The organism is Pseudoalteromonas sp. SWYJZ98 (assembly GCF_015864495.1).
Taxonomy (GTDB): domain Bacteria; phylum Pseudomonadota; class Gammaproteobacteria; order Enterobacterales; family Alteromonadaceae; genus Pseudoalteromonas; species Pseudoalteromonas distincta.
On sequence record NZ_JADYXA010000022.1, the window covers coordinates 1 to 21,708 of the forward strand.

Here is a 21,708-nt window from a genome sequence, read left to right on the forward strand (position 1 = left end):
ATGTTCGTTAATCATAATGTGCCCTCAAACAAGATTTGAAGATCTGATCATGACATTGAGATTTAGTTCAAAAAAATCCCCGCTAATTTCTTAGCAGGGATTTGTGTATAAGAGACAGCTATAAAGCGGCTTTTTTGTATTTAGTTGGATGGAGCTTTACGCCCAACCTTCGTAGCGCTTACGACGTGACAGCACTATCGTTAATATAATACCTAAAAACAGGCCTAAAAACGCAATAGCACCACCGTAAGTCAGTAGCTGGCGTTTCTCTTTTGAGCTAGCAGCTTCTTTTTGAGTGCGCTCTTGCTCTAGCGTTGTTTTAAGCTTAGTAATTTGAGCAGATAACTGCAGATTTTGATCTGTTAAAGTTTGATTTTGTTCTTGTAGCTGTGGAAGTTCTATTTGAGCTTGACGTAGCTTTTCTTGCATAGTGCTCATTTCGCTACTTAGTGTTTTGTACTGTTGGTGTAAACCAGCTGTTTTAGTAATAAACTTAGTTTCTATCCAGCCTTCGCGGTCTTTATCATCTTTAATTTTTATAAAGCCGTTTTCTTCATTTGATAACAAGGTTAACTTTGTTCCAGCATCTACAGAGCCGAGTAGTCGATAATTTTTACTCGCCCCAGAGCGCATAAAAGTGTATAGATTATCGATAATATAAGCGGTGTTTGCATTCGTTGAATTTGCAGGTTGTGCTTCTTGTGCATAACTCATGAATGTGGTGGCTGTTAAAAGTAGCCCTAATAAACAATGTTTTAGCATTTATCTACCTTGTTGATCTAACTGCGTCCGTTATGAACGTGATTTTTATTTCACATAAGTAGTTAGATAGTATGGATTAAATAGATCAATAGCAAGACTGATATTGTAACCCAGTACGGTAACGCAGGAGTAGTTATCGAGTCCACTAGGTTACAAGCCTCACGCTATGATTAAATTGCTCCTAGATAGAACGAAATTTAATCCACAAAGGTCATCAGGCCCTAAAATAAGGTTAAAAAATTTGCATTGTTAAGGCGCTTTGTTTATTTTGAGCACTTATTTATTTTAAAGGTAATCCGCAAACCGAATGGATACTGAGATAGAACTGAAATTTTTGGTATCAGATGCCGTTATTCCACTGATCCCCTCGTTAATTACTCAATTTGCAAAAACGGTGAAGAATAAACCGTCTCGCAGCTTACAAAATGCATACTACGATACGCCAAGCAGAGAGCTTAGAGCGCTTGATATAGGCTTTAGAACGCGTTGTTCTGACAGCGAATGCGAGCAAACTATAAAGCTTGCAGGTGAAGTGGTAGGTGGTTTACACCAACGTCCAGAGTACAATTTACCAATTGAATCAAGCCGCCCTAATTTAATGGCGTTTGATGCTGATATTTGGCCTCATGGCATGCAAATAAGCGCCATCTCAAAAAACCTGTATCCAATATTTAGTACTAACTTTATTCGTCGTACTTGGTTAATTGAAACCGAAAGTGGCGCTAAAATTGAAGTTGTGCTCGATAAAGGTGAAATTGCGGCTTCGGGTAAAATTGAAATTATTAGCGAGCTAGAAATTGAGCTTGTTGAGGGCAGTCGTAATGAGCTGTTTGCATTTGCAGATATACTAGTTAGCCAAAACTGCATACGCTTGGGTTTGTATTCTAAGGCCGCACGTGGTTATCGACTTGCTGATGAAAAACCTTTAATGCCAAGTAAATCTATTGGTTTTGTACAATTACCAAAGTCGACTACTCAAGAACGTGCTTTAGTTGAAGCCATGAACTTTGGCATTCGCTTTGTACAAAAGCACGAGCAATGCTATTTCGATAAGCCAAGTTTAAAAACACTTAAACGCGTAACTGACGGTATCAGTTTAATCCGCCATACTTTTTGGTTATACGACGATATAGTATCTAAAGAAAGTACAGAGCATTTACGTACCGAACTTAAATGGTTATTAAGTGAATTAGCGTGGGTAGAAAACGCGATTCAATTAAAGACGTACACGTCTAAACGCCATGCTTTTTATAAAAAAATTAATGCGGCGCCAGCACTTGCTCAAGTCATTGGAGACTTAAAAGAGTTACAGCCAAGCATTGACGATATAAATGCACTGTTTCACAGCGCACGTTATAATCGTTTATTACTGTCGTTAACTACCTGGTTAATCGATAAGCAATGGCGTAAAGACTGGGGGCAAGCAGAGCTTCAAGCGGCTGAGCAAAATGTGTCGTCTATTGCCAATAGGCTTTTTAATAAAGACTGGAAAAACCTGCACGAGTTGCTCCCTAAAGAGCAAACCCTCGATGTCGCTTCGTATTTAAACCTGCGAACTCAGCTTGAAAATAGCCTACTAAGCGGTAACTGTTTAGGATCGTTATTTGATAAAGAAGAACGCCTAGAGTTTAGATTGCCTTGGCTTGATATTTCTCATGGTATTTATGAATTAAGTACGCTTGAGTATTTAAAGCAATTATGTGCAGGGCAAGAAGACGAACAGCTTGCTAAAATCCAGTCATGGCTTGAACAAAAGTCTGAATATTTGGTCAGTGCCATGGAGCAAAGTCGCCTTGCTTCACTTGACATAGAACCTTACTGGCAAAAATAAATGATGCGCTTTTGTAATAAAATTCAGTTGCAAAAGTGTTTATTCGTTATTTTTTTATTAGTTAGTTTTAACACTTACGCTGAGCCCATATGGCATTTGTATAAAAACAAAAATGGCGTAAGTGTGTATTATCAAAGCCACAGTGATAATACCTTTGAAGTAAAAGCGCAGATGAGCGTGAAAGGCGTATCCACCAATGAGTTTTTAGAATTACTTAGTGATACCGGTGCCGCACCCCAATGGCTCGAAAATATATCTCAGGTAAAGGCTATTAAGCACATAAGCCCATCAGAAAATTTAGTGTACAGTTATTTTAATTCCCCTTGGCCTGTTAGAGATAGCATTACTTATTCTTGTTATTCACAGTTAACTGCAAATAAAAGCCAATTGCTTATTAGTGCTCGCCCTAATAAGCAGCCCAAAAACAATGGCGTTATAAGAATTACTACTTTAAATGCACGCTGGCTACTGAGTGAGGACAAAGGCCGCCTTGATATTGAGTACCAAGTATATGCTTTGCCTGATGGGGCAATACCTACTTGGCTAAGCAATAAGGTCGGATTGAAAAGTACTTACACCACATTTATGAACTTGCATCATATGCTCACAGATAAAAAATACACTCCAAAACTACCTGAAATCAAAGCAGGTCAATGCTAAATATCGAATATATAATAATTTAATGGTGTGTTGAGTAGTCTTTAACTACGCTTAAGCAATAATGACACGCTATTATTTGGAGAATTGATGAAGTATTTAGTGGCTATATTATGTTTGATACACAGCTCATTCTTATTAGCTCAAGAATATACCTTTGGTAGTGCCGCAATACGAGCCGCAAAAGCTAAATACTATTTGGCAACCTTTGTTAAAGCAAGTAAGTAAGCAAACGGGAGTAACAATAAAGCTAATTACAGTTGAGTCTATTCCTGTATTTGAAAAAGCCTTTGCTAATGGTGAGTACGACTTTGCATATATGAACCCATGGCATAGTGTTGTAGCATACGAAAAACAGGGATATTTACCACTAATAAAAGATGCAGGGCGAAAGCTGCAAGGTATTTTGCTCGTAAACAAAGACAGTGATATTGATAATTTAAGCCAACTAGAGGGCGCTGAAATAGCATTCCCTGCACCTAACGCATTAGGTGCGTCATTATTAATGAGAGCTGATTTAGCATTGTTATACGGGCTAACAATAAAGCCTGTATATGTCCAAACTCATCCATCGGTATATTTAAATGTAGCACTGCACTCAACAATGGCGGCGGTGGTGTAATGGGCACATTTAAACAACAACCAGAAAGCTTACAAAATAAACTCAAAATTCTTTATAAAATGCATGAAATTAGTCGCCACCCAATTGTCGCCCAGCCAAGGGTTGATGCTGCAATACAGTTAAAAGTGCAACAAGCTATTTTAGATATAGGGGAAAGCCCAGAGCATAAACATTTGCTTGCAGGTATCCCAATTATTAAACCTAGTATTGCAACTTTAGCTGAGTATCAGCAGTTAACTCAGTGGGGCTTACGCTCTTTTTATGTTGAAAATTAGTGGGTTTCGTAGCCTAAGAGCACAAAGCTTTATTGTGGTATTGCTTTGTGGCTTGCTTATGGCCTGTCTTTTTATGTTTTACGCCTTACCGGAACAAGCGCGTTGGGTAAACGATGGCCTTTCAAAGGCTGCTCAGCGTTCTTTAGCGCAGTTATCGACTTCTATAACGACTCCGTTGTTAACTAGGCAATATGCAGAGCTATATGAAGAAATAGACAGTCAACTTCAAACTCGCCCTAATTGGAAAAGTATTAAAATTGTTGATGTTGATTCAAAAAACCAATTGTATCCGCTTGAGAATTGGGTTAGAGCAAATGAAAACGGCGACATGCTGTTATCTCAACAGGTGGTGTTTTTAGACAAACCGCTGGCTAATATTAGCTTGGTTGTTAATTTTACTAATGAAATTAACGAATCTTCAAAACTTCATTACACCTTAATATATATACAATTTATTATTTTAGTTATCGTTTTTATAGGTTTGGCTTGGCTGGTGGATTACAGGGTTACATCGCCTTTGAGGACGCTAAAACTTGGGTTTTCACGTTTAGCCAAAGGCGACTTTGATTGCCATATAGATAAACAACAACAAAATGAAGTGGGCAGTGTAATAAATGCATTTAATAATATGGTTGATGAGGTTGCGAATAACCATCAAAAATTAAATGCATTACGCATTCAAGCTGAGTCTGCAAGTAAAGCAAAGTCAGATTTTATGGCCAGTATGAGCCACGAATTAAGAACTCCATTAAATGCGATTTTAGGCTTAGCCCAGCTGTATGGATATGATGAGAGTGCTAATAAAGTACAAAAAGAAAACGCGAAAAGCATTTATCAAGCTGGAGAGCATTTACTATTACTCATAGACGATGTGCTTGATTTAACGGCTATTGAGTCGGGTAATATGCAGTTTAGTTTTTCTTATGTGCCTATTAAAAGCATATTAGAAGAGTCAGTAGAGCTTGTCACTGAGCTAATTAAAGGGCAATCAATAACACTGCAAACTCACGGTTTTGAGTCCTTAGAAGGATTGAGTATTTATATTGATCAGCGCTGCTTTAAACAAGTGATGCTTAACTTGCTTTCAAATGCGATTAAATATAACAAACTAAATGGCAGCATTAATATTAATTGTCGGGTGTTAAGTAATAAACAATGCGAAATAGATGTAATAGATACCGGATGCGGATTTTCTCCAGATGACATTTCTCGCCTATTTAAACCTTTTGACCGCTTAGGCGCTGAAACCAGTAAAGTAAATGGAACCGGTATTGGTTTAGTGATAACTAAGCAGCTGGTAGAGCGTATGCAAGGGTCTTTGAGCGCACAGAGCGAGCAGCACAAAGGTTCTTGTTTTACGCTAAACTTTAACAGTTTTAATCAAACTGACTTGCCAGCACAAGTGCAAGCCCCTCAAATAACACAGCAAAGCTTAAATGCGGTAACGCTTCCTACGCTTGAGGTTTTAGTGGCAGAAGATCAAGTTACAAATCAGCAAGTGTTAAAACAGCAATTAACTATGCTTGGAATGTGGTCTACTTTTGTAAGTAACGGTGAGCAAGCTTGGGAGGCCATACAAAATAAACGCTTTGATATTTTACTAACCGACATTCAAATGCCCTTACTCGATGGGTTAGGGTTAGCCAAAAAAATACGAGAAAAAACTCATTTTGATGAACTGATTATAATTGCAATTACGGCCAATATTACCAAAAACAACATAGATAATTGTTATGCTTGTGGAATGAATGGCTTTTTAACAAAGCCCATTGAGCTTGTTAAATTAAAGTCGTTATTGATGGAGCATTCTCAAACTATGGTCAATACACGTTCAGAAAAATCAGATGGTGAAAATATAGCTTCAGATAGTTTTGATCAATTAGATATTACGCTACTAAAAGCAATGCTTGGTGATGATCCTAGCGTACATTGCATGGTATTTAATGCGTTTTTACAAACAGCAGGGGAGCAAATTAAATTAGCTAACGCGTATGCTAAGAGTAAAAACTATGTTGGTTTAGCTTTTCAGGCTCATGCATTAAAGTCGTCTTCAAAGTCTGTGGGGGCTATTGAGTTGGCAAATATATGCCAGCAGATAGAAACACAGGCAGAAAACGAAACAGTCAAAAATGAATATATACAGCAGCTGGAAGAGCGCTTTAACGATGTAGTCACACAACTTAAAAGCTATTGTTTACGATATGAAAAACGCACATAAAAAATGGCTCTTAAAGAGCCATTTTTTGTTTTAGGTATATTAGTATTTAGCCGCTTGCCCTTTTTTGGGTAAAGCGTGCTGTATAAAGTCACGTAAATCGTTATTAGAGCTTTCTAAATCAGCGTGGCGAAGGTACATCATGTGTCCGCTTCTGTAGCCTTTAAAGCTCAAACGGTCTTTCATTTTACCGCTTGGGTCTAATTGCCATAACGTATATTTAGCGTCAAAGTAATTGGTTGCGCCATCAAAGTATCCTGATTGGATCATCACGTTTAAGTAAGGGTTTTGCGCCATTGCTAAACGTAGATTTTCGCCTGTATTATTACCGGTTCTATCCCATGGATGGACATTACCAAATAAGTTATATTTTACATCAGTTTTATAGTTTAACTCTTCACGTAAGTAGTGATTAATTGCAGGAGTGAAAGAGTGTAACCAAGAGGTAAGTTCAGCCCAGTAGTCTGGGGATTCACCTGTGCCTCGTTTATCTATTCCTAAATAACGAGAATCTAAGCGACCCACAGTTTGACCACGTTCACGTAGTAGCTCTTTCCAGAAAAACTGAGTTGGAATATCTAAGTTATTTTGCTCAACAAATTTTTCTGATAAGCCAGCGTAGTGCGCCATTTTTGTAATTATGCGTCGCTTTTCATCAGCATTAATAAAGCCACCTTTAGCAAGCGCAGGGATTAACTCATTTACAGTAAACTCTTCAACTTCAGGTAATAACTCATCAAGATCTTTAGCTTGTAAATCGGCGTTAAGTGCTTTGTGATACCAAGCAGTCGCTGCAAAGTAAGGTAGGCGGTTAGCGGCTTTAATCGGACCGTCGCGCTTAATACCAATATCGGTAGGTGATACGAGAACAACACCGTTTATGTACATCCACTGACTGTTTTGAAGCTCATGAGCAAGACCCGATACACGTGTTGTACCGTAGCTTTCACCAATTAAAAATTTAGGCGAGCGCCAGCGCTGGGCTCTATTTACAAAAGTATTTAACCACTCAGCAAGGTATTTAATATCGGCATTAACACCAAAAAATAGCTCTTTTTGTTTTGCTTTAGAAGGCAGTTCGCCTTTTTCGTTTTCAAGTACGCGTGAGTAGCCAGTATTTACCGGGTTTACGTAAACAATATCGGCAATATCAAGTACAGAATATGGATTGTCTTTTACGCCATAAGGTTGAATTGGATAGCCTTCGTCATCAATTTTTAATACGCGAGGGCCAGTATAAGCAAGATGCATCCATACAGAAGCCGAACCCGGCCCGCCATTAAATGAAATAAGTAATGGGCGAGCTGTCCTGTCGTCAACTTTGTCACGTGTGTAGTAGGTGTATTGTAGTGTAGCAACCGCGTCGCCTTTATCATCCCATACAGGTTGTGTGCCTGTAGCTACGGTATAACTAAAACGCTGGCCATTAATTTTAGCCTTATGTTGGGTAACTACTTTGCTGTCTACATCAATACGACGTTGGTTATCGGCAAGCGTGCTTGTACTAATTATTAATGCAATAACTGTTATCGGTAAACTGATAATACGACTAAGCTTCATTAGGTGTCCTTATTATTGTTGATACATCATTAAAGATAAAAATGAGTTAAATAACAAAAGTATTGAGACTAGTGGCCGATAATACTGGTTAAGTAAGGTATTAATACATTGAAAGACGCGTATTAATCGCTTTTATAGTTATTTTGGATTTACTTTCTTTATTTAGTTAATTGCAAAATTCAGGTATATTGCGGCCTACTTGTATTGATTTTTTATACAGGCTATCACCAAAAAAAAATCTAACGGATTACGCTTTCAAGCACAATAAGTGCACTCTACACCGGATGTTTATGACTAATGTTATTGCAGTAATTGCGTGGTATTTGTCGTTTTGTGGTAAAACTAATTAAAGGTAAAGAGAAGCTTTATGCAAAGAGTATTAGTGGTTGAAGACAGTAAAGTAGTGCAACAGGTACTTCGCCACTTAACTGCACAATACCTTGATGTGGCAATCGATTTTGCTTGGTCTTTAGCTGAATGTGCCACTTACGTAGAAAAATACGACTACACGCTTGCGTTAGTTGATTTAACCTTGCCAGATGCTCCTCACGGTGAAGTCGCAAAATATACTTTATCTAAAAAGATTCCTACGGTTGTTTTAACCTCAAAAATAGATGAGTACAAGCGCCAACAAATGCTTGAATTAGGTGTCGTTGATTATGTTATTAAAGATAATCGCGACTCTTACCATTACGCCGTTAAACTCGTTGCGCAATTACTCAGAAACCAAGGTTGTAAAGCATTAGTAGCAGATGATTCATTACTGAGCCGCTCGTTAATGAAGCAAATGCTTGAAAAGCAATTGTTTGATGTGACAGATGCCCACGATGGACAACAAGCACTCGAAATATTAAAAGCTAATCCTGATATAAAGCTACTTATGACCGACTACGCTATGCCTTCTATGGATGGCTTTGAACTTGTTAAAGCGGTACGTAACTTTAGAGGCCGAGACGACTTAGCAATTATTGGCTTGTCGGGCGCGGGGAAACATGGGCTATCAGCGCGATTTATTAAATATGGCGCCAATGATTTTTTAACAAAGCCATTTATGAATGAGGAGTTTCATTGTCGAGTACTTCAAACAATGGAGCAACTATCGTTAATTTCAGATATTAAAGAAAGCGCGCATAGGGATCATTTAACAGGGCTTCATAATCGACGCTATTTTTATCAATATGCAGAAAAGCTCCTTAAAAGTAAAAACCAGAAAAATACTCTCGCATTGTTAGATATCGATTTTTTCAAAAATATTAACGATACATTAGGCCATGAGGGTGGCGATCAGGCTTTAAAGCAGGTTGGTTCATTAATCCGTACTACGTTTTCAAAGTTTACAGTTGCACGGGTTGGTGGAGAAGAGTTTGCCATAATATTACCTGAGATAGAGCTTGAACGTGGTCGTGAATACTTTGAAGCATTTAGGAAAAAGCTGGCTAGTTACGATTTTTCTATCAGCGATAAATCAATTAAAATTACTACAAGTATAGGCTTGGCAGACTTTCAAGACACTAGCTTAACGCAGGCAATGCGTGTTGCTGATAAAGCATTATACGAAGCTAAAAACCAAGGTAGAAACTGCGTGGTATAGCCCTGTAATATAAAGCTAAGCATGCAATTAATATATTGCACGCACCAATGTAGATAACTTGTTAAATTAACGCACTTAATTGGTGCGTTTTTTTTGTTATTTAGTTTCTGTTTTACACTAACTTATTGTTTTAAAAGATATAAAAATAGTGGCACAAAGGTTGGATTGTTTAACCCAACAGGATAACAATAAAGAGTCCGAGGGGGCCGCTATGAAAATGATTAGTGCAATCATAAAACCATTTAAATTAGACGACGTGCGTGAAGCACTCGCTGATTTAGGAATTGAGGGGATGACAGTAGTTGATGTTAAAGGTTTTGGACGTCAACGAGGTCATACTGAGTTATATCGTGGTGCAGAATACCAAGTAGATTTTATTCCTAAGATCAAACTTGAAATTGCAACTCGTACTGAAAATTGTCAACGCGTTGTTGAAGCAATTACTAAAATTGCATCAACAGGTAAAATCGGTGACGGGAAAATTTTCGTGTACGACTTAGATCAAATTGTTCGTATCCGTACTGGCGAACTTGACGAAGAAGCAATTTAAGGGGGTCTCATGGAAAATACAATAATAGAACTAAAGTTTTCACTCGATACCTTCTATTTTTTAATATCAGGTATATTAGTAATGTGGATGGCAGCAGGTTTTGCCATGTTAGAAGCGGGCTTAGTTCGCTCTAAAAACACAGCTGAAATTTTAACTAAAAATGTCGCGCTGTATTCAATTGCATGTACGATGTTTTTATTAGTTGGCTACAACATTATGTATGTAGACAATGCCGAAGGTGGTTTTATTCCTTCAATAGGCGCTTTAATTGGCACACAAGCTGCTGATGCTGATCATTCTTTAGAATCTGACTTTTTCTTCCAAGTAGTATTTGTTGCAACGGCTATGTCGATTGTATCGGGTGCAGTTGCTGAGCGTATGAAGCTATGGGCTTTCCTTGGCTTTGCTGTAGTACTAACTGGTTTTATTTACCCTATTGAAGGTTACTGGACGTGGGGTGGTGGTTTCTTATCTGAAATGGGCTTTGTAGATTTTGCAGGTTCTGCAATTGTACATGGCGCAGGTGCAGCCGCTGCACTAGCTGGTGTATTAATCTTAGGTGCTCGTAAAGGTAAATATGGTAAGAACGGTGAAATATACCCAATTCCAGGTTCAAACTTACCACTTGCTACACTAGGTACATTTATTTTATGGATGGGTTGGTTTGGCTTTAACGGTGGTTCTCAATTACTACTTTCGGATAAAGAAAACGCAACTGCAGTAGGCCAAATATTACTTAACACCAATGCAGCAGCTGCAATGGGTGCTATTGCAGCACTGTTTGTATGTAAAGTACTTTGGGGTAAATCAGATTTAACAATGGTCTTAAATGGTGCATTAGCTGGCTTAGTTGTTATAACTGCAGACCCTCTATCACCATCACCATTAATGGCATGTCTACTTGGTCTACTTGGTGGTGCACTTGTTATATTTAGTATCATAGCACTTGATAAAGTTAAGATTGACGATCCAGTGGGTGCTATCTCTGTTCATGGTACGTGTGGCGCATTAGGTATTATGTTAGTACCGCTAACCAATGGTGACGCAAGCTTTGTTAATCAGTTAACGGGTCTAGTATGTATTCTTGCCTTTGTATTTGTAGCATCATTTATTGTTTGGACTGTGCTTAACAAAACAATGGGTATACGAGTAACCGAAGAAGAAGAACTAAACGGTATGGATCAACACGATTGTGGTATTGAAGCCTACCCAGAGTTTGTTTCTGTTCGAAATAGCTAATAGTTTATTTAAATAATAGTGTGTTTACACAAAGCCCTACTTCGGTAGGGCTTTTTTTGTTTCAGGGGGGGTTAACTTTTCGGATGTTAGGATATATCCAATATGCTAAGCTCACACTCGTGAATAACCCTTGGAATAAATTACACTTAAATGGCCGACAATAAAAAAACACCTACCAGTAAACCTGCAGCTAAACGTGCAAGTAAATCGTCAAGCACAACAAAAAAAAGCACCTCAAAGAGCAGTAAAAAAACAGTGAAAACCACTGTTAAACGCTCTTTTATGAGAAAAACATGGTCAGTGTTTTGGAAACTAAGCTTGGCTGTTTTTATTGCAATGGCAATGTACTTCATTTATTTAGATTCAAAAACAACGCGTATATTTGAAGGTAATAAATGGCAACTTCCAGCGCAAGTGTATGCTCGTTCTATGGAGTTTTATCCGGGGCAATTTTTATCAAGCCAGGAAGTAGTGTTTGAGCTAGAGCGTTTAAATTATTCATCTGTTAATAGATTAAGCAGAACAGGGCAGTTTGTTAAAACAGCAGATAGCATCAAGATTTATCGCCGTGATTTTGAATTTTATGATGGCCTTGAAGAATCACATATTATTGAACTTCGTTTTGCAGGGCAAAAAGTTGCGACTATTAAAGATAAGTTCGGCAGGCGTTTAAACTCTGCTCGCCTAGAACCTGTGCAAATAGCGCGAATTGGCAACGACTCTAAACAAGATAGAGAATTTGTACCGCTAGATAAGTTCCCAGCCATGCTTAAAGATACGCTACTGGTGGTTGAAGACCGTGATTTTTATGATCACCATGGTGTGTCGGTGTTTTCTATTTTACGTGCGCTTTATTCAAATATTAAAGCGGGACGCACCGTTCAAGGTGGCAGTACGCTTACTCAGCAATTAGCTAAAAATATTTACCTCACGCGTGAGCGTTCTTTAGTACGAAAAATAAATGAGGCCTTTATTGCCCTTATTTTAGATTATCGCTATTCAAAAGATCAGATATTAGAAGCTTACTTAAATGAGGTATACCTAGGGCAATCATACAACCAAGGTATCCATGGTATGGGGCTTGCCTCTGATTTTTACTTTTCAAAGCCTGTAGACGAGCTTGAGTACGATCAAATTGCTCTGCTGGTGGCAATGGTTAAAGGCCCATCTTATTACAACCCACGTCGTTATAAAGAGCGCACAATGGAGCGCAGGGACTTAGTGCTACGTCTAATGGTCGAAAATAAGTTACTTAGCACAAAAGAGTACCGTGCATCGCTTAATCGCCCAATTGATATTGCGCCAATGAAAGCCAGTTTACAAAAATCATACCCAGGCTATTTAGAGCTAGTAAACAGAGAGTTAAATGAATTATTACCTGATCAGCAAACACTTGATGCAGGCGTAAGAGTATTTACTTATTTTGACTTGCAAAAGCAAACAGCAATGGAAGAGTCGATTGAAAAGAGTTTACCGTACTTGGAAAATCGCCCTAGAACTGAAAAACTAGAAGCAGCCATGATCTCTGTTAATGTAGAAAAAGGCGGTGTTTCTGCACTTATTGCTGGTCGCGATGTTCGATATTCAGGATTTAACCGTGTTTTAGACACAAAACGTAATATAGGCTCGCTTGTAAAACCTGCCGTGTATTTAACCGCACTGCAATTGCCACATTATAATTTAGCTACTTTGCTTGATGACTCGCCAGTACAGGTCACAAATGAGCAAGGTAAAGTGTGGCAACCAGAAAATTTTGACCACCAATACCGTGGTGCAATTGCGCTTTATAAAGCATTTAGTAACAGTATAAATATCCCAGCGGTTAATTTAGGCCTCGATGTAGGTGTTGATAAAGTAGTAAATACATTGAAAGGTTTAGGCGCAACAGGGGCGATAGACGGATACCCATCGCTGCTTTTAGGGGCTGTTGAAATGTCGAGTTTTGAAGTGGCTCAGCTTTATACAACAATTGCTGCAGATGGCGAATATAAAAAGCTCACTGCAATTTCGGCATTAACTGACTCGGTTGGTAAAGTACTTTATAAGCATAAAGTAAATGCAGAGCCTCGTTTTGATAAATCTGCAATGTATATGACCAAATACGCGATGAAACGCGTAACGAAAGATGGCACTGCTAAACGCTTAAATTTACACTTTCCGTCAATCCAGCTCGCTGGTAAAACAGGGACCAGTAACGATTTACGTGATAGTTGGTTTGCAGGCTTTGATCAAAATACAGTGACTGTTGCGTGGCTTGGTCGAGATGACAACAAAAGTACGGGGTTAACAGGCAGTGTGGGAGCGCTTGAAGCCTATATACGTTACTTAAAGCCACTTAACCCACAAGCAATAGCTGATACGCGTCCGCCATCAATACGCTGGGCATTTGTAAATGAGCAAACGGGTAAGCAGGCACCACCAGGATGTGGCAAGGTGATTCAGCTACCGCTTAGGGCGAGTGAGTTCGAGCCTAGGCCGCAATGCATACGTTAATTTAAGATTACTTTAAACAACAAAGCCGCTTATTTAGCGGCTTTGTTGTAAGTTGTAGTTAACGCTTAAGATTTAAAAAACTGCATTGATTTGGTTAAATCATTAGATAAGCGACTTAATTGCTGTGCATCTTGTAGCGTTGATTGAGCCGATGTTAGCGTTTGATCTGCTAAATTACTCACTTCTTGCGAATCATTTAATGCTTGTGTTGTTGCATTTGATTGCTGTTTAACACGCTCTGCAATTACTTCACCTTGATGTTTAATATCGCCCATACTTTGCTCTGCACTTTGCAATACTTCATTGGTTTGATTGGCTGCTTTTACTGATTGCTCCATTTTTTCAACACTTGAGTGCATTTTTTGCTGGGTGTCGTCAGATGCTTGTTGTAAAGAGCTAATAATTTGATGTATTTCTTGGGTTTGTGTTTGTGTACGCTGAGCAAGTGTTCTTACCTCATCAGCTACAACGGCAAATCCACGGCCATGCTCGCCGGCTCGCGCGGCTTCAATAGCGGCATTAAGTGCAAGCAAGTTTGTTTGATCGGCTATTTCACTGATCCCTTTACTTACTTTGCTAATTTCTTGGCTATCTTGTGCTAGTTTATCGAGCGCTTGTTGGCTCTCTGCAAATTCAATTTGAAGGTCTTGCATATATTTAGCAAGCTCCATTGTATTATCTGAACCTTGTTTCACATGAGCTGCAGCATCTTGCGCGGTAAGCGTAGCTTGATGCGCTGACTCTTCAACTGCAAGTGCGTTTTGAGCCATATCGCTTAGTGCATTATAAATGGCATTGACTCGAATTTGCTGTTTTGAAACATCATTGCTTGTTTCGCTACTCGCATGTGATAGCGATTTAGTTGCGCCGCATAGCTCTTCTGTACTTGCTTTAACATCAAATAATAAATGTGAAAATGCATTAAGTAATGCGTTGTAGCGCGATGCAATAATTCCCATTTCATCATTAGTACTCGAATCGATAGTTGCATTTAAGTCGCCATTCGCGGCTCTATTCGCGGCATCAGCAAAGCGATTAATGGTATCAACAACTGCAAAATAAAAACCAATTATCAAATAAAATGCAAATAGCAAACTGATCAATGAAGCAGCTAAAACAAGATTTCGTGTCCACTGTTGAGTTTGTAGTTTTGCCTCTATAAGGCTCTCAAGTGTTGGAATGCTCTTACTAACAAATTGATTAATACTACTGTGAACGTTGTTTGTTAGCTTAGTGAACTCTGCTTGAGTTAATAGAATATCGTCTGGTTCAAGTAGTTTTTCATCTATCGCTTTTTTAAATGCTCCCACAGCACACTGTGTAAATTAGTTAAAGGAGGCATGAGCGCTTTGTTTACTGCTTTATCTGCATTGGTGGCTACGTTGAGTATTTTATCGAGTTGTTTTTCGTATAAAGGAAGTGACTTACTAAAATTTGAAAGTGCTATAAACGTATCAGGCGTAAAACGGTTACTAGCTAAAACAGTATTAGCGCTTTGCGCTGTTGAGTTTATTTGCATTATAAGTGCAGGAATTGGCGTGACTAAAGAGCGGTTTACATAAGCGCTTGCTAATTGACTGTCTAAGGCTAGATTTGATTGAATAGAAACAAGTTCAAGTACTTCATTTGCTTGTGTGTCTTTTATATCAAAGCCGAGTGAGCGAGCTATTTTTATATTTTGATTCGTATCTCCCTGCATTTGATTTGAAAGTATAGCTCTGTAGACTTTTAAGCCTTGCTGCTGCATTTTTGAAACAGTAATACTTTCACTTAATAACGAGAATAAAAAAAACAAACTAAGTGCTAGAGGAACGAGTAAAATTCCAAACATTAAGCTGATTTTAGTTTTGTATTTTAAGTTTGCCATTAGCTGGATAGCGGGAAAAGAAAATTGGCGTAATCCTGACATAAGGCTCTCTTGTATTTTTTGTAATAGAGTAAAGGTGAATAGACCTTGTTATGCTTAATTATCATTCATTTATAGTACATTACAAATAAAAAAAGCCCTTTCGGGCTTTTTTCAATCTTTAGTCTTAATTACATACTTAAAAACAAGTGATTACAAATGTATAAATAGTAATTTTTAGCTTAAAGTTTAGCAAACGAGCGTTCCGCTGCCGCTATTGTGTTTTTTACTTCTTGCTCAGTATGCGCAGCACATACAAAACCAGCCTCAAATGCTGATGGGGCAAGGTAAACGCCTTCTTCAAGCATAAGGTGGAAAAAACGTTTGAAGCGCTCTAGGTCACACTCAGTTGCTTGCTTGTAGGTTGTTACTTTTTCAGCATCAGTAAAAAAGAATCCATACATGCCGCCCGCATAGTTAGTTGTTAGCGCAACACCGGCTTTTTTAGCACCAGCTTCAAAGCCTTCACAAATTGCTTTTGAAATAGCTTCTAACTTATCGTGAAGGCCAGGCTCACTTAATAGCTCAAGTGATTTTAAACCTGCAGCCATTGCAATAGGGTTACCAGAAAGAGTACCTGCTTGGTAAACTGGTCCTACAGGCGCAATGTAATCCATTATTTCAGTTTTACCACCAAACGCGCCAACTGGCATGCCGCCGCCAATTACTTTACCTAAACACGTAAGATCTGGTTTAATGTTGTAATAAGCTTGTGCACCGCCAAGTGCAACACGAAAGCCTGTCATTACTTCATCAAAAATAAGTACTGATTTATATTCGTCACACACATCACGCAAACCTTCTAAAAAGCCAGGCACTGGTGGAATACAGTTCATGTTACCGGCTACTGGCTCTACAATAATACAGGCAATTTCGTCTGCGTATTTTGCAAAAATAGCTTTTACTTCATCTAGGTTATTAAACGAAACTGTAAGTGTATGCTTAGCAAAGTCTTCAGGAATACCTGGAGAATTAGGCACACCCATTGTTAGCGCACCAGAGCCTGCCTTAACTAATAACGAGTCAGCGTGACCGTGGTAACAACCTTCAAATTTTAATATTTTATCGCGACCGGTAAAGCCACGTGCTAAACGAATTGCACTCATTGTTGCTTCAGTGCCTGAGCTAACCATGCGTACTTTTTCGATTGATGGAACTAGCTCTTTTACTTTTTCAGCCATTAATATTTCGGCTTCAGTTGGTGCGCCATAGCTAAGGCCATTTTCTACAGCTTCGTGTACAGCTTGTTTAATTGCAGGGTGATTATGGCCCATGATCATAGGCCCCCAAGAGCCAACATAATCAATGTAACGATTACCGTCGGCATCAAATGTAAACGCGCCTTCTGCTTTTGTAATGAATAGTGGCGTACCGCCTACACCATTAAAAGCACGAACTGGTGAGTTTACGCCACCAGGAATAGAAGCTTGGGCGCGTTCAAATAAGTCTTGGCTAATTGTCATGAAAAATCCTATAAATTGTCACTTAAAAGGGGGTTAGCTGTCGCGTTTGCGGCTAAACCAAGGTACGTCTACTTCATACTTATCGACTTTGTTTTCTACGCCGAGTGTTAAAGCAAACAGTGCCATACGAATTAATACGCCGTTTTGTACCTGGCGAAATATTGCTAAATTGTCGTTACTGTTTAAGTCGTTATCAAGCTCGTTGGCTTCTAAGCGACTGTCACGTGGAAGAGGATGCATTAATACAGAGTTAGGCTTACAGTGAGCGCTGTAAATAGATTGGCTAATCCTAAAGCCGCCACGGTATTTATTTGCTTCTTCTTGCGATGGAAAACGCTCTTCTTGAATACGTGTTTGGTAAACAATATCGGCTGCTAAATTGCCTTCCATCTTATTTACTAGCTCAATTTTATGGCCAGCATTTTCTACTGCATCTAAAATGCTTGTTGGCATTTGTAAGCCATCAGGCGCGACCATCGAAAACTTTACGTTTTTATAATGGCACAATAGTTTAGATAAAGAATGCACTGTGCGGCCATACTTTAAATCGCCCACAAGCGCTATATGCATACCATCAATATTTTGACCAAAACGATGTAATTCGCGCTCAATGGTTAATAAGTCAAGCAATGCTTGAGTAGGGTGCTCATTTGGGCCGTCGCCGCCATTAATAACCGGCACAGTACAGCCATCAGCAAATTCACTTACTGAGCCTGCATCAGGATGGCGCATAGCAACAGCGTCAGCATAAGCTGAAATAACGCGGGCGGTATCGTAAAGAGACTCACCCTTAGCAAGGGCTGAACTTTGCATACCTGTAGTTTCACGTACGCCACCGCCAAGTAAATTAAAGGCGGTGCCAAAGCTAACTCGTGTACGAGTGCTTGGTTCAAAAAACAAATTAGCTAAAATAGCGCCTTCTAGCACCGTAGTTTGCTTTTGCTTTTTAGCATAAGGCTCCATTTTTTTTGCTACTGCAAAAATACGTTCAATGCAGTCTCTGTCTAGCTGATTTACAGACAGTATATGCTCACCTTGGAAACTTAACATGGGGTTATTCCTAATCAATCAAATGGGCGCGATAATCCATAAATGGAGCACGCAATCGCGCGTGTTAAAGCAAGTATTGTAAATTGCAGCGAAGTTTAACATGCGCCGCAAAGCTTGTACCAACCGGCATAGATATTTGAGCAATTTAGCGCATTAAATTTCACTATAACGTTGTTAAAAATTTTTAACCTAGAACAACTAGATAAAAAATTTTGCCAAGCTCTAGCGTAATTTTCTAAACGTTAAATAGACCCCATATAAGCCGATTGGTATTATAAATTAGGTTTTATTACCGCAAGCGCCACTATGATGAGCAACGCAATAACTGGGAGCTCGTTAAAAATACGGTAAAAGCGATCTGTCTTAGTGTTGCGGTCATGTTTAAAGTCATTTAATAACTTAAAACAGTAGCCGTGGTATATATATAATATGATCACCAGCACTAGCTTATAGTGCAACCACATACTGTATCTAAACCAATCACGACCATATTCAACAATGGTCAATACACCAAATACAGCGGTTAATACAGCAAATGGGGTAACGAAATAAAGTAGTCTGCGCTCCATAACTTTTAACATAGAGTTGCATGATCTTTCCTCGCTCATAGCGTGATATACAAATAATCGAGGCAAGTAAAAAATACCGGCAAACCACGCAATCATAAAAAATATGTGGAGTGTTTTATAAATCAATAATGCGCTCATAATAGTCCTTATTGTTTAAAGTAAGCTGTTACGAATGGTTAAAATATGATGAATTTGATCCCAGCGTAATAGCCCCATAATTTGTTGATTATCTAAAAGGTTATAAACGTAAAGCGCGCCACTTCTTTTATCTTTTAGGATATCGAAAGCATCGGCTAGGGTGGCCTGACTACTGATGCCTTGCAAGCTAATATAATTTATATTTATTGTTTCATTAGACATTAGCGTTAAATCGTATTCAGCGAGACGATAGCCATTTTCTTCGTCAAAAACAATTAACGGAGTTTGGCTATCCATGGCATCTAATGTGCTTTTTATTTGCACTTTGTCGTCTGAATAAAGCAATTTAAAGTCTTCATCCATATCATCCATTATCCCCACTTTTTGTAATGCTTCGGTAGCGGGAGATACATGGTACGGTAATCCCTGAAAATCTAGTTGCTGCAAAAATATGGAGCGATTTCCAAAAAACTGTAATGCTGTTACATAGGCCGTGGTGATCACAAGCATAGCTGGAACAATTATTTCAGGTGACGATGTAAGCTCCATGACCGTTGTTAAAGCAGCTAGTGGTGCATGCAATGTGGCGGCCATTAATCCGGCCATACCTAACACGCCATAAGTACCCGCTATATCAGTGCCAGGACTAATAAACTGAGCAAAAAAAGCCATTAGAGTACCAATTAATACGCCAAGCCCAATTACCGGACCAATTAAACCACCTGGTATACCCAAACCGATAGCAAACAATGTAGCAAGTAGTTTAGCGATTAAAATAGTTGTGAGTAGCTTCACGTCATCAGGAGATTCAACCGCGATAGTTATTGCGCTCATACCAGAGCCCATAGCATGAGGCACTGCGTAAGCTATTAAGCTGGCAATGCATCCTGCAATTAATAAACGAGGGAACATACTTAAAGGTTTAAATGTTTTAATAATTAGCATTAAGTTTTGATTAAAGCTAAATGCAATAGCACCCAGCGCCATACCGCATAATATTAAATAAGGGTAATGCCAACCACTCAATGGCGCTATGGTAATGAGTGCAAGCTCTGAACCTTCACCAAAAACAAACTGTGTTGCCAGTGCGCCAGTAACAGCGGCAAGCATGATAGGTACAAATATATGTACTTTATATTCACGAAGTACCACTTCCATTACAAAAATAACGGCTGCAAGTGGAGTATTAAACGACGCGGCTATGCCTGCCGCTACTCCACAACCACTTAGAGTACGCATGGCATTATGCGGTAAATGTAGCTTATCTGCCAAAATACTCGCCCCCGTTGCGCCCATATGCACGGAAGGCCCTTCTCGGCCAACTGAAAAACCGCTAATGAGAGCAAGTGCGCCACCAACAAATTGATTAACCGTATTGTATAAAGGCATTTGCCCGTAGTGACGTTTAATTCTGTGTATAACGAAGGGGATACCCAAGCGGTAATGTTTAAACCCAGTAAAGGCAGCAAACGTGGCTATTAGTAATGCAGCAACTAAAGGCATTAGTACACGTTCAAGTGTTGGTAGGGTAGTAAAGTCGTCAGGTGTTTCTAAAAATAAGCTTTGGAAAAACAGAATGGTTAAGCGAAATAAAATAATAAAAAATGCAGCAATTAATCCGGCAACTACGCCTAATAAGCATAATTGTACAGATGTTTTAGGTTTTGCCAGCCGACGCCTGAGTTGCTCAAGCCACATGCATAATTCCTCGCTGTATTTTTCAGCAGCATTTTAGCAAAAGAGTTTAGCTAAGTCCTTGTGATTTTGAAATTTTCGTAACTTATATTAACAATTTGCAGTGAAGATTAAGACCTATTGCCTATAACTAAAATATTTAATGAGTTTATAGCGTATAAAGGTCGCTTTTAGTTTGCTTAAGTATTATTTTAGCTAGTTAATGTTTGGCCACTTTTTTACTAATTTATAGGTATAACTTAGAGGAAAGAGTTGTTTTACTATACTTGATTAAAACACTCGGGTATTAGATAATCACGCCATTGCGATATTGAGGGTTTTAAAATGTCTGAAGAATTACCAATTAAGTTCAGCGATGCAGCTGCTGTTCGTGTTAAACAGTTAATCGACGAAGAAGAAAACCCAGACTTAAAACTGCGTGTTTATGTAACAGGCGGTGGTTGTTCTGGTTTTCAATATGGTTTTACTTTTGATGAAAAAGCTAATCCTGGCGATTTAGAAATTGTAAAAAATGGTGTAACACTCGTTATTGATCCAATGAGCATTCAATATTTGGTTGATGGTGAGGTTGATTACACTGAAGGATTAGAAGGCGCACGCTTTTTTGTATCTAATCCAAATGCAACAACAACTTGTGGTTGTGGTGCAAGCTTTAGCGTTTAACAGCTAAACGCTAAATAGAATAAAGCCGCTTTTGCGGCTTTTTTAATGCCTACAAATCGGTTGGTGCGTATTCGGTAATTTGCATTATCAATACAAAAAAGCCGAGCACAAAGGCTGAAAACGCTAAAATATACATAAAGCCTTTTTTACCTTGTTTAATTGGTACGCCGTTGTGGCGCAAAAAAAAGTACCAACCTAAACACAACACGATAGGTAATAAAAAAAGAAGTCTGAACATTACTTGGCCTTTTTAGTGCAAATTATTGCTTAATAATAAACGTGTAACATTAAAAAGGAACAAATATGTTATAAATATTTTTAAGCTGTTTTATGAAGGTAATATTATTTTTTAATATTTTCTGATAACTTAGGTCAAATATTCAGTGTTTATAAATGTTCGTTCAGGTTGATTTTGTACCGAGTATGTAA

The 21,708-nt window shown here is 38.6% G+C and carries 15 protein-coding genes and 2 pseudogenes; 9 read left to right on the forward strand and 8 right to left on the reverse strand.

Annotated features, from left to right (window positions below):
- Positions 1 to 156: 156 nt before the first annotated feature.
- Positions 157 to 762, reverse strand: a complete 606-nt coding sequence (locus I6F10_RS12920; RefSeq protein ID WP_002958928.1) for a TIGR04211 family SH3 domain-containing protein — start codon at positions 760 to 762, stop codon at positions 157 to 159.
- 307 nt (positions 763 to 1,069) lie between these two features.
- Between I6F10_RS12920 and I6F10_RS12925 the strand changes: the two genes are divergently transcribed.
- From I6F10_RS12925 to I6F10_RS12940, 4 genes and pseudogenes are all read left to right on the forward strand, one after another.
- Positions 1,070 to 2,593, forward strand: a complete 1,524-nt coding sequence (locus I6F10_RS12925) for a CYTH and CHAD domain-containing protein (protein WP_024596277.1) — start codon at positions 1,070 to 1,072, stop codon at positions 2,591 to 2,593.
- On the forward strand, positions 2,594 to 3,253 hold the full coding sequence (locus I6F10_RS12930; protein ID WP_197098940.1) for an START domain-containing protein: 660 nt from the start codon (positions 2,594 to 2,596) through the stop codon (positions 3,251 to 3,253). It begins immediately after the preceding gene.
- A 160-nt stretch (positions 3,254 to 3,413) separates the two neighbouring features.
- Positions 3,414 to 4,147: pseudogene (locus I6F10_RS20480) on the forward strand (phosphate/phosphite/phosphonate ABC transporter substrate-binding protein).
- Complete coding sequence (locus tag I6F10_RS12940) at positions 4,134 to 6,365, forward strand: ATP-binding protein (RefSeq protein ID WP_197098941.1); 2,232 nt, start codon at positions 4,134 to 4,136, stop codon at positions 6,363 to 6,365. The pseudogene I6F10_RS20480 and the gene I6F10_RS12940 overlap by 14 nt, the downstream one beginning before the upstream one ends.
- Positions 6,366 to 6,404: 39 nt before the next feature.
- Here the strand turns inward: I6F10_RS12940 and I6F10_RS12945 are convergent, their stop codons facing one another.
- Positions 6,405 to 7,922, reverse strand: coding sequence for a S10 family peptidase (locus I6F10_RS12945; protein WP_197098942.1), 1,518 nt, complete (start codon positions 7,920 to 7,922; stop codon positions 6,405 to 6,407).
- Positions 7,923 to 8,289: 367 nt separating this feature from the next.
- Here I6F10_RS12945 and I6F10_RS12950 point away from each other — a divergent pair, with 367 nt between their 5' ends.
- From I6F10_RS12950 to mrcB, 4 genes are all read left to right on the forward strand, one after another.
- Positions 8,290 to 9,513: a diguanylate cyclase domain-containing protein gene (locus tag I6F10_RS12950; RefSeq protein WP_002958922.1), complete on the forward strand. Its 1,224-nt coding sequence runs from the start codon at positions 8,290 to 8,292 to the stop codon at positions 9,511 to 9,513.
- Positions 9,514 to 9,724: 211 nt separating this feature from the next.
- On the forward strand, positions 9,725 to 10,063 hold the full coding sequence (locus I6F10_RS12955; RefSeq protein WP_004587162.1) for a P-II family nitrogen regulator: 339 nt from the start codon (positions 9,725 to 9,727) through the stop codon (positions 10,061 to 10,063).
- Between the two features lie 9 nt (positions 10,064 to 10,072).
- Positions 10,073 to 11,302, forward strand: a complete 1,230-nt coding sequence (locus I6F10_RS12960) for an ammonium transporter (protein ID WP_010555509.1) — start codon at positions 10,073 to 10,075, stop codon at positions 11,300 to 11,302.
- 150 nt (positions 11,303 to 11,452) lie between these two features.
- Positions 11,453 to 13,795, forward strand: coding sequence for a penicillin-binding protein 1B (gene mrcB, locus I6F10_RS12965; protein WP_197098943.1), 2,343 nt, complete (start codon positions 11,453 to 11,455; stop codon positions 13,793 to 13,795).
- 65 nt (positions 13,796 to 13,860) lie between these two features.
- Here the strand turns inward: mrcB and I6F10_RS12970 are convergent.
- The 5 genes and pseudogenes from I6F10_RS12970 to I6F10_RS12990 all read right to left on the reverse strand — a co-directional run bounded on the left by I6F10_RS12970 (position 13,861) and on the right by I6F10_RS12990 (position 20,619).
- A pseudogene (locus tag I6F10_RS12970) lies at positions 13,861 to 15,704 on the reverse strand (methyl-accepting chemotaxis protein).
- 179 nt (positions 15,705 to 15,883) lie between these two features.
- Positions 15,884 to 17,164, reverse strand: coding sequence for a glutamate-1-semialdehyde 2,1-aminomutase (gene hemL / locus I6F10_RS12975; RefSeq protein ID WP_024604975.1), 1,281 nt, complete (start codon positions 17,162 to 17,164; stop codon positions 15,884 to 15,886).
- 33 nt (positions 17,165 to 17,197) lie between these two features.
- On the reverse strand, positions 17,198 to 18,214 hold the full coding sequence (locus I6F10_RS12980) for an aspartate carbamoyltransferase (protein ID WP_002958914.1): 1,017 nt from the start codon (positions 18,212 to 18,214) through the stop codon (positions 17,198 to 17,200).
- A 272-nt stretch (positions 18,215 to 18,486) separates the two neighbouring features.
- On the reverse strand, positions 18,487 to 18,921 hold the full coding sequence (locus I6F10_RS12985) for a CopD family protein (RefSeq protein WP_002958913.1): 435 nt from the start codon (positions 18,919 to 18,921) through the stop codon (positions 18,487 to 18,489).
- A gap of 15 nt (positions 18,922 to 18,936) precedes the next feature.
- The gene (locus I6F10_RS12990; RefSeq protein ID WP_002958912.1) at positions 18,937 to 20,619 is read right to left on the reverse strand and encodes a chloride channel protein; all 1,683 of its coding nucleotides are present in this window, start codon (positions 20,617 to 20,619) and stop codon (positions 18,937 to 18,939) included.
- A 321-nt stretch (positions 20,620 to 20,940) separates the two neighbouring features.
- Here I6F10_RS12990 and erpA point away from each other — a divergent pair, with 321 nt between their 5' ends.
- Positions 20,941 to 21,279: an iron-sulfur cluster insertion protein ErpA gene (erpA, locus tag I6F10_RS12995; protein WP_002958911.1), complete on the forward strand. Its 339-nt coding sequence runs from the start codon at positions 20,941 to 20,943 to the stop codon at positions 21,277 to 21,279.
- A gap of 49 nt (positions 21,280 to 21,328) precedes the next feature.
- On the opposite strand, the gene I6F10_RS13000 is transcribed toward erpA, so the two are convergent.
- Entirely contained in the window at positions 21,329 to 21,517 is a 189-nt protein-coding gene (locus tag I6F10_RS13000; RefSeq protein WP_024596569.1) for a hypothetical protein, read from the reverse strand.
- Positions 21,518 to 21,708: the final 191 nt, after the last annotated feature.

What these genes read in the sequence shown, in the direction of transcription:
- I6F10_RS12920 (WP_002958928.1), bottom strand. Translation starts at nt 762, where the DNA reads ATGCTAAAACATTGTTTATTAGGGCTACTTTTAACAGCCACCACATTC.
- I6F10_RS12925 (WP_024596277.1), top strand. Translation starts at nt 1,070, where the DNA reads ATGGATACTGAGATAGAACTGAAATTTTTGGTATCAGATGCCGTTATT.
- I6F10_RS12930 (WP_197098940.1), top strand. Translation starts at nt 2,594, where the DNA reads ATGATGCGCTTTTGTAATAAAATTCAGTTGCAAAAGTGTTTATTCGTT.
- I6F10_RS12940 (WP_197098941.1), top strand. Translation starts at nt 4,134, where the DNA reads ATGTTGAAAATTAGTGGGTTTCGTAGCCTAAGAGCACAAAGCTTTATT.
- I6F10_RS12945 (WP_197098942.1), bottom strand. Translation starts at nt 7,922, where the DNA reads ATGAAGCTTAGTCGTATTATCAGTTTACCGATAACAGTTATTGCATTA.
- I6F10_RS12950 (WP_002958922.1), top strand. Translation starts at nt 8,290, where the DNA reads ATGCAAAGAGTATTAGTGGTTGAAGACAGTAAAGTAGTGCAACAGGTA.
- I6F10_RS12955 (WP_004587162.1), top strand. Translation starts at nt 9,725, where the DNA reads ATGAAAATGATTAGTGCAATCATAAAACCATTTAAATTAGACGACGTG.
- I6F10_RS12960 (WP_010555509.1), top strand. Translation starts at nt 10,073, where the DNA reads ATGGAAAATACAATAATAGAACTAAAGTTTTCACTCGATACCTTCTAT.
- mrcB (WP_197098943.1), top strand. Translation starts at nt 11,453, where the DNA reads ATGGCCGACAATAAAAAAACACCTACCAGTAAACCTGCAGCTAAACGT.
- hemL (WP_024604975.1), bottom strand. Translation starts at nt 17,164, where the DNA reads ATGACAATTAGCCAAGACTTATTTGAACGCGCCCAAGCTTCTATTCCT.
- I6F10_RS12980 (WP_002958914.1), bottom strand. Translation starts at nt 18,214, where the DNA reads ATGTTAAGTTTCCAAGGTGAGCATATACTGTCTGTAAATCAGCTAGAC.
- I6F10_RS12985 (WP_002958913.1), bottom strand. Translation starts at nt 18,921, where the DNA reads ATGAGCGCATTATTGATTTATAAAACACTCCACATATTTTTTATGATT.
- I6F10_RS12990 (WP_002958912.1), bottom strand. Translation starts at nt 20,619, where the DNA reads ATGTGGCTTGAGCAACTCAGGCGTCGGCTGGCAAAACCTAAAACATCT.
- erpA (WP_002958911.1), top strand. Translation starts at nt 20,941, where the DNA reads ATGTCTGAAGAATTACCAATTAAGTTCAGCGATGCAGCTGCTGTTCGT.
- I6F10_RS13000 (WP_024596569.1), bottom strand. Translation starts at nt 21,517, where the DNA reads ATGTTCAGACTTCTTTTTTTATTACCTATCGTGTTGTGTTTAGGTTGG.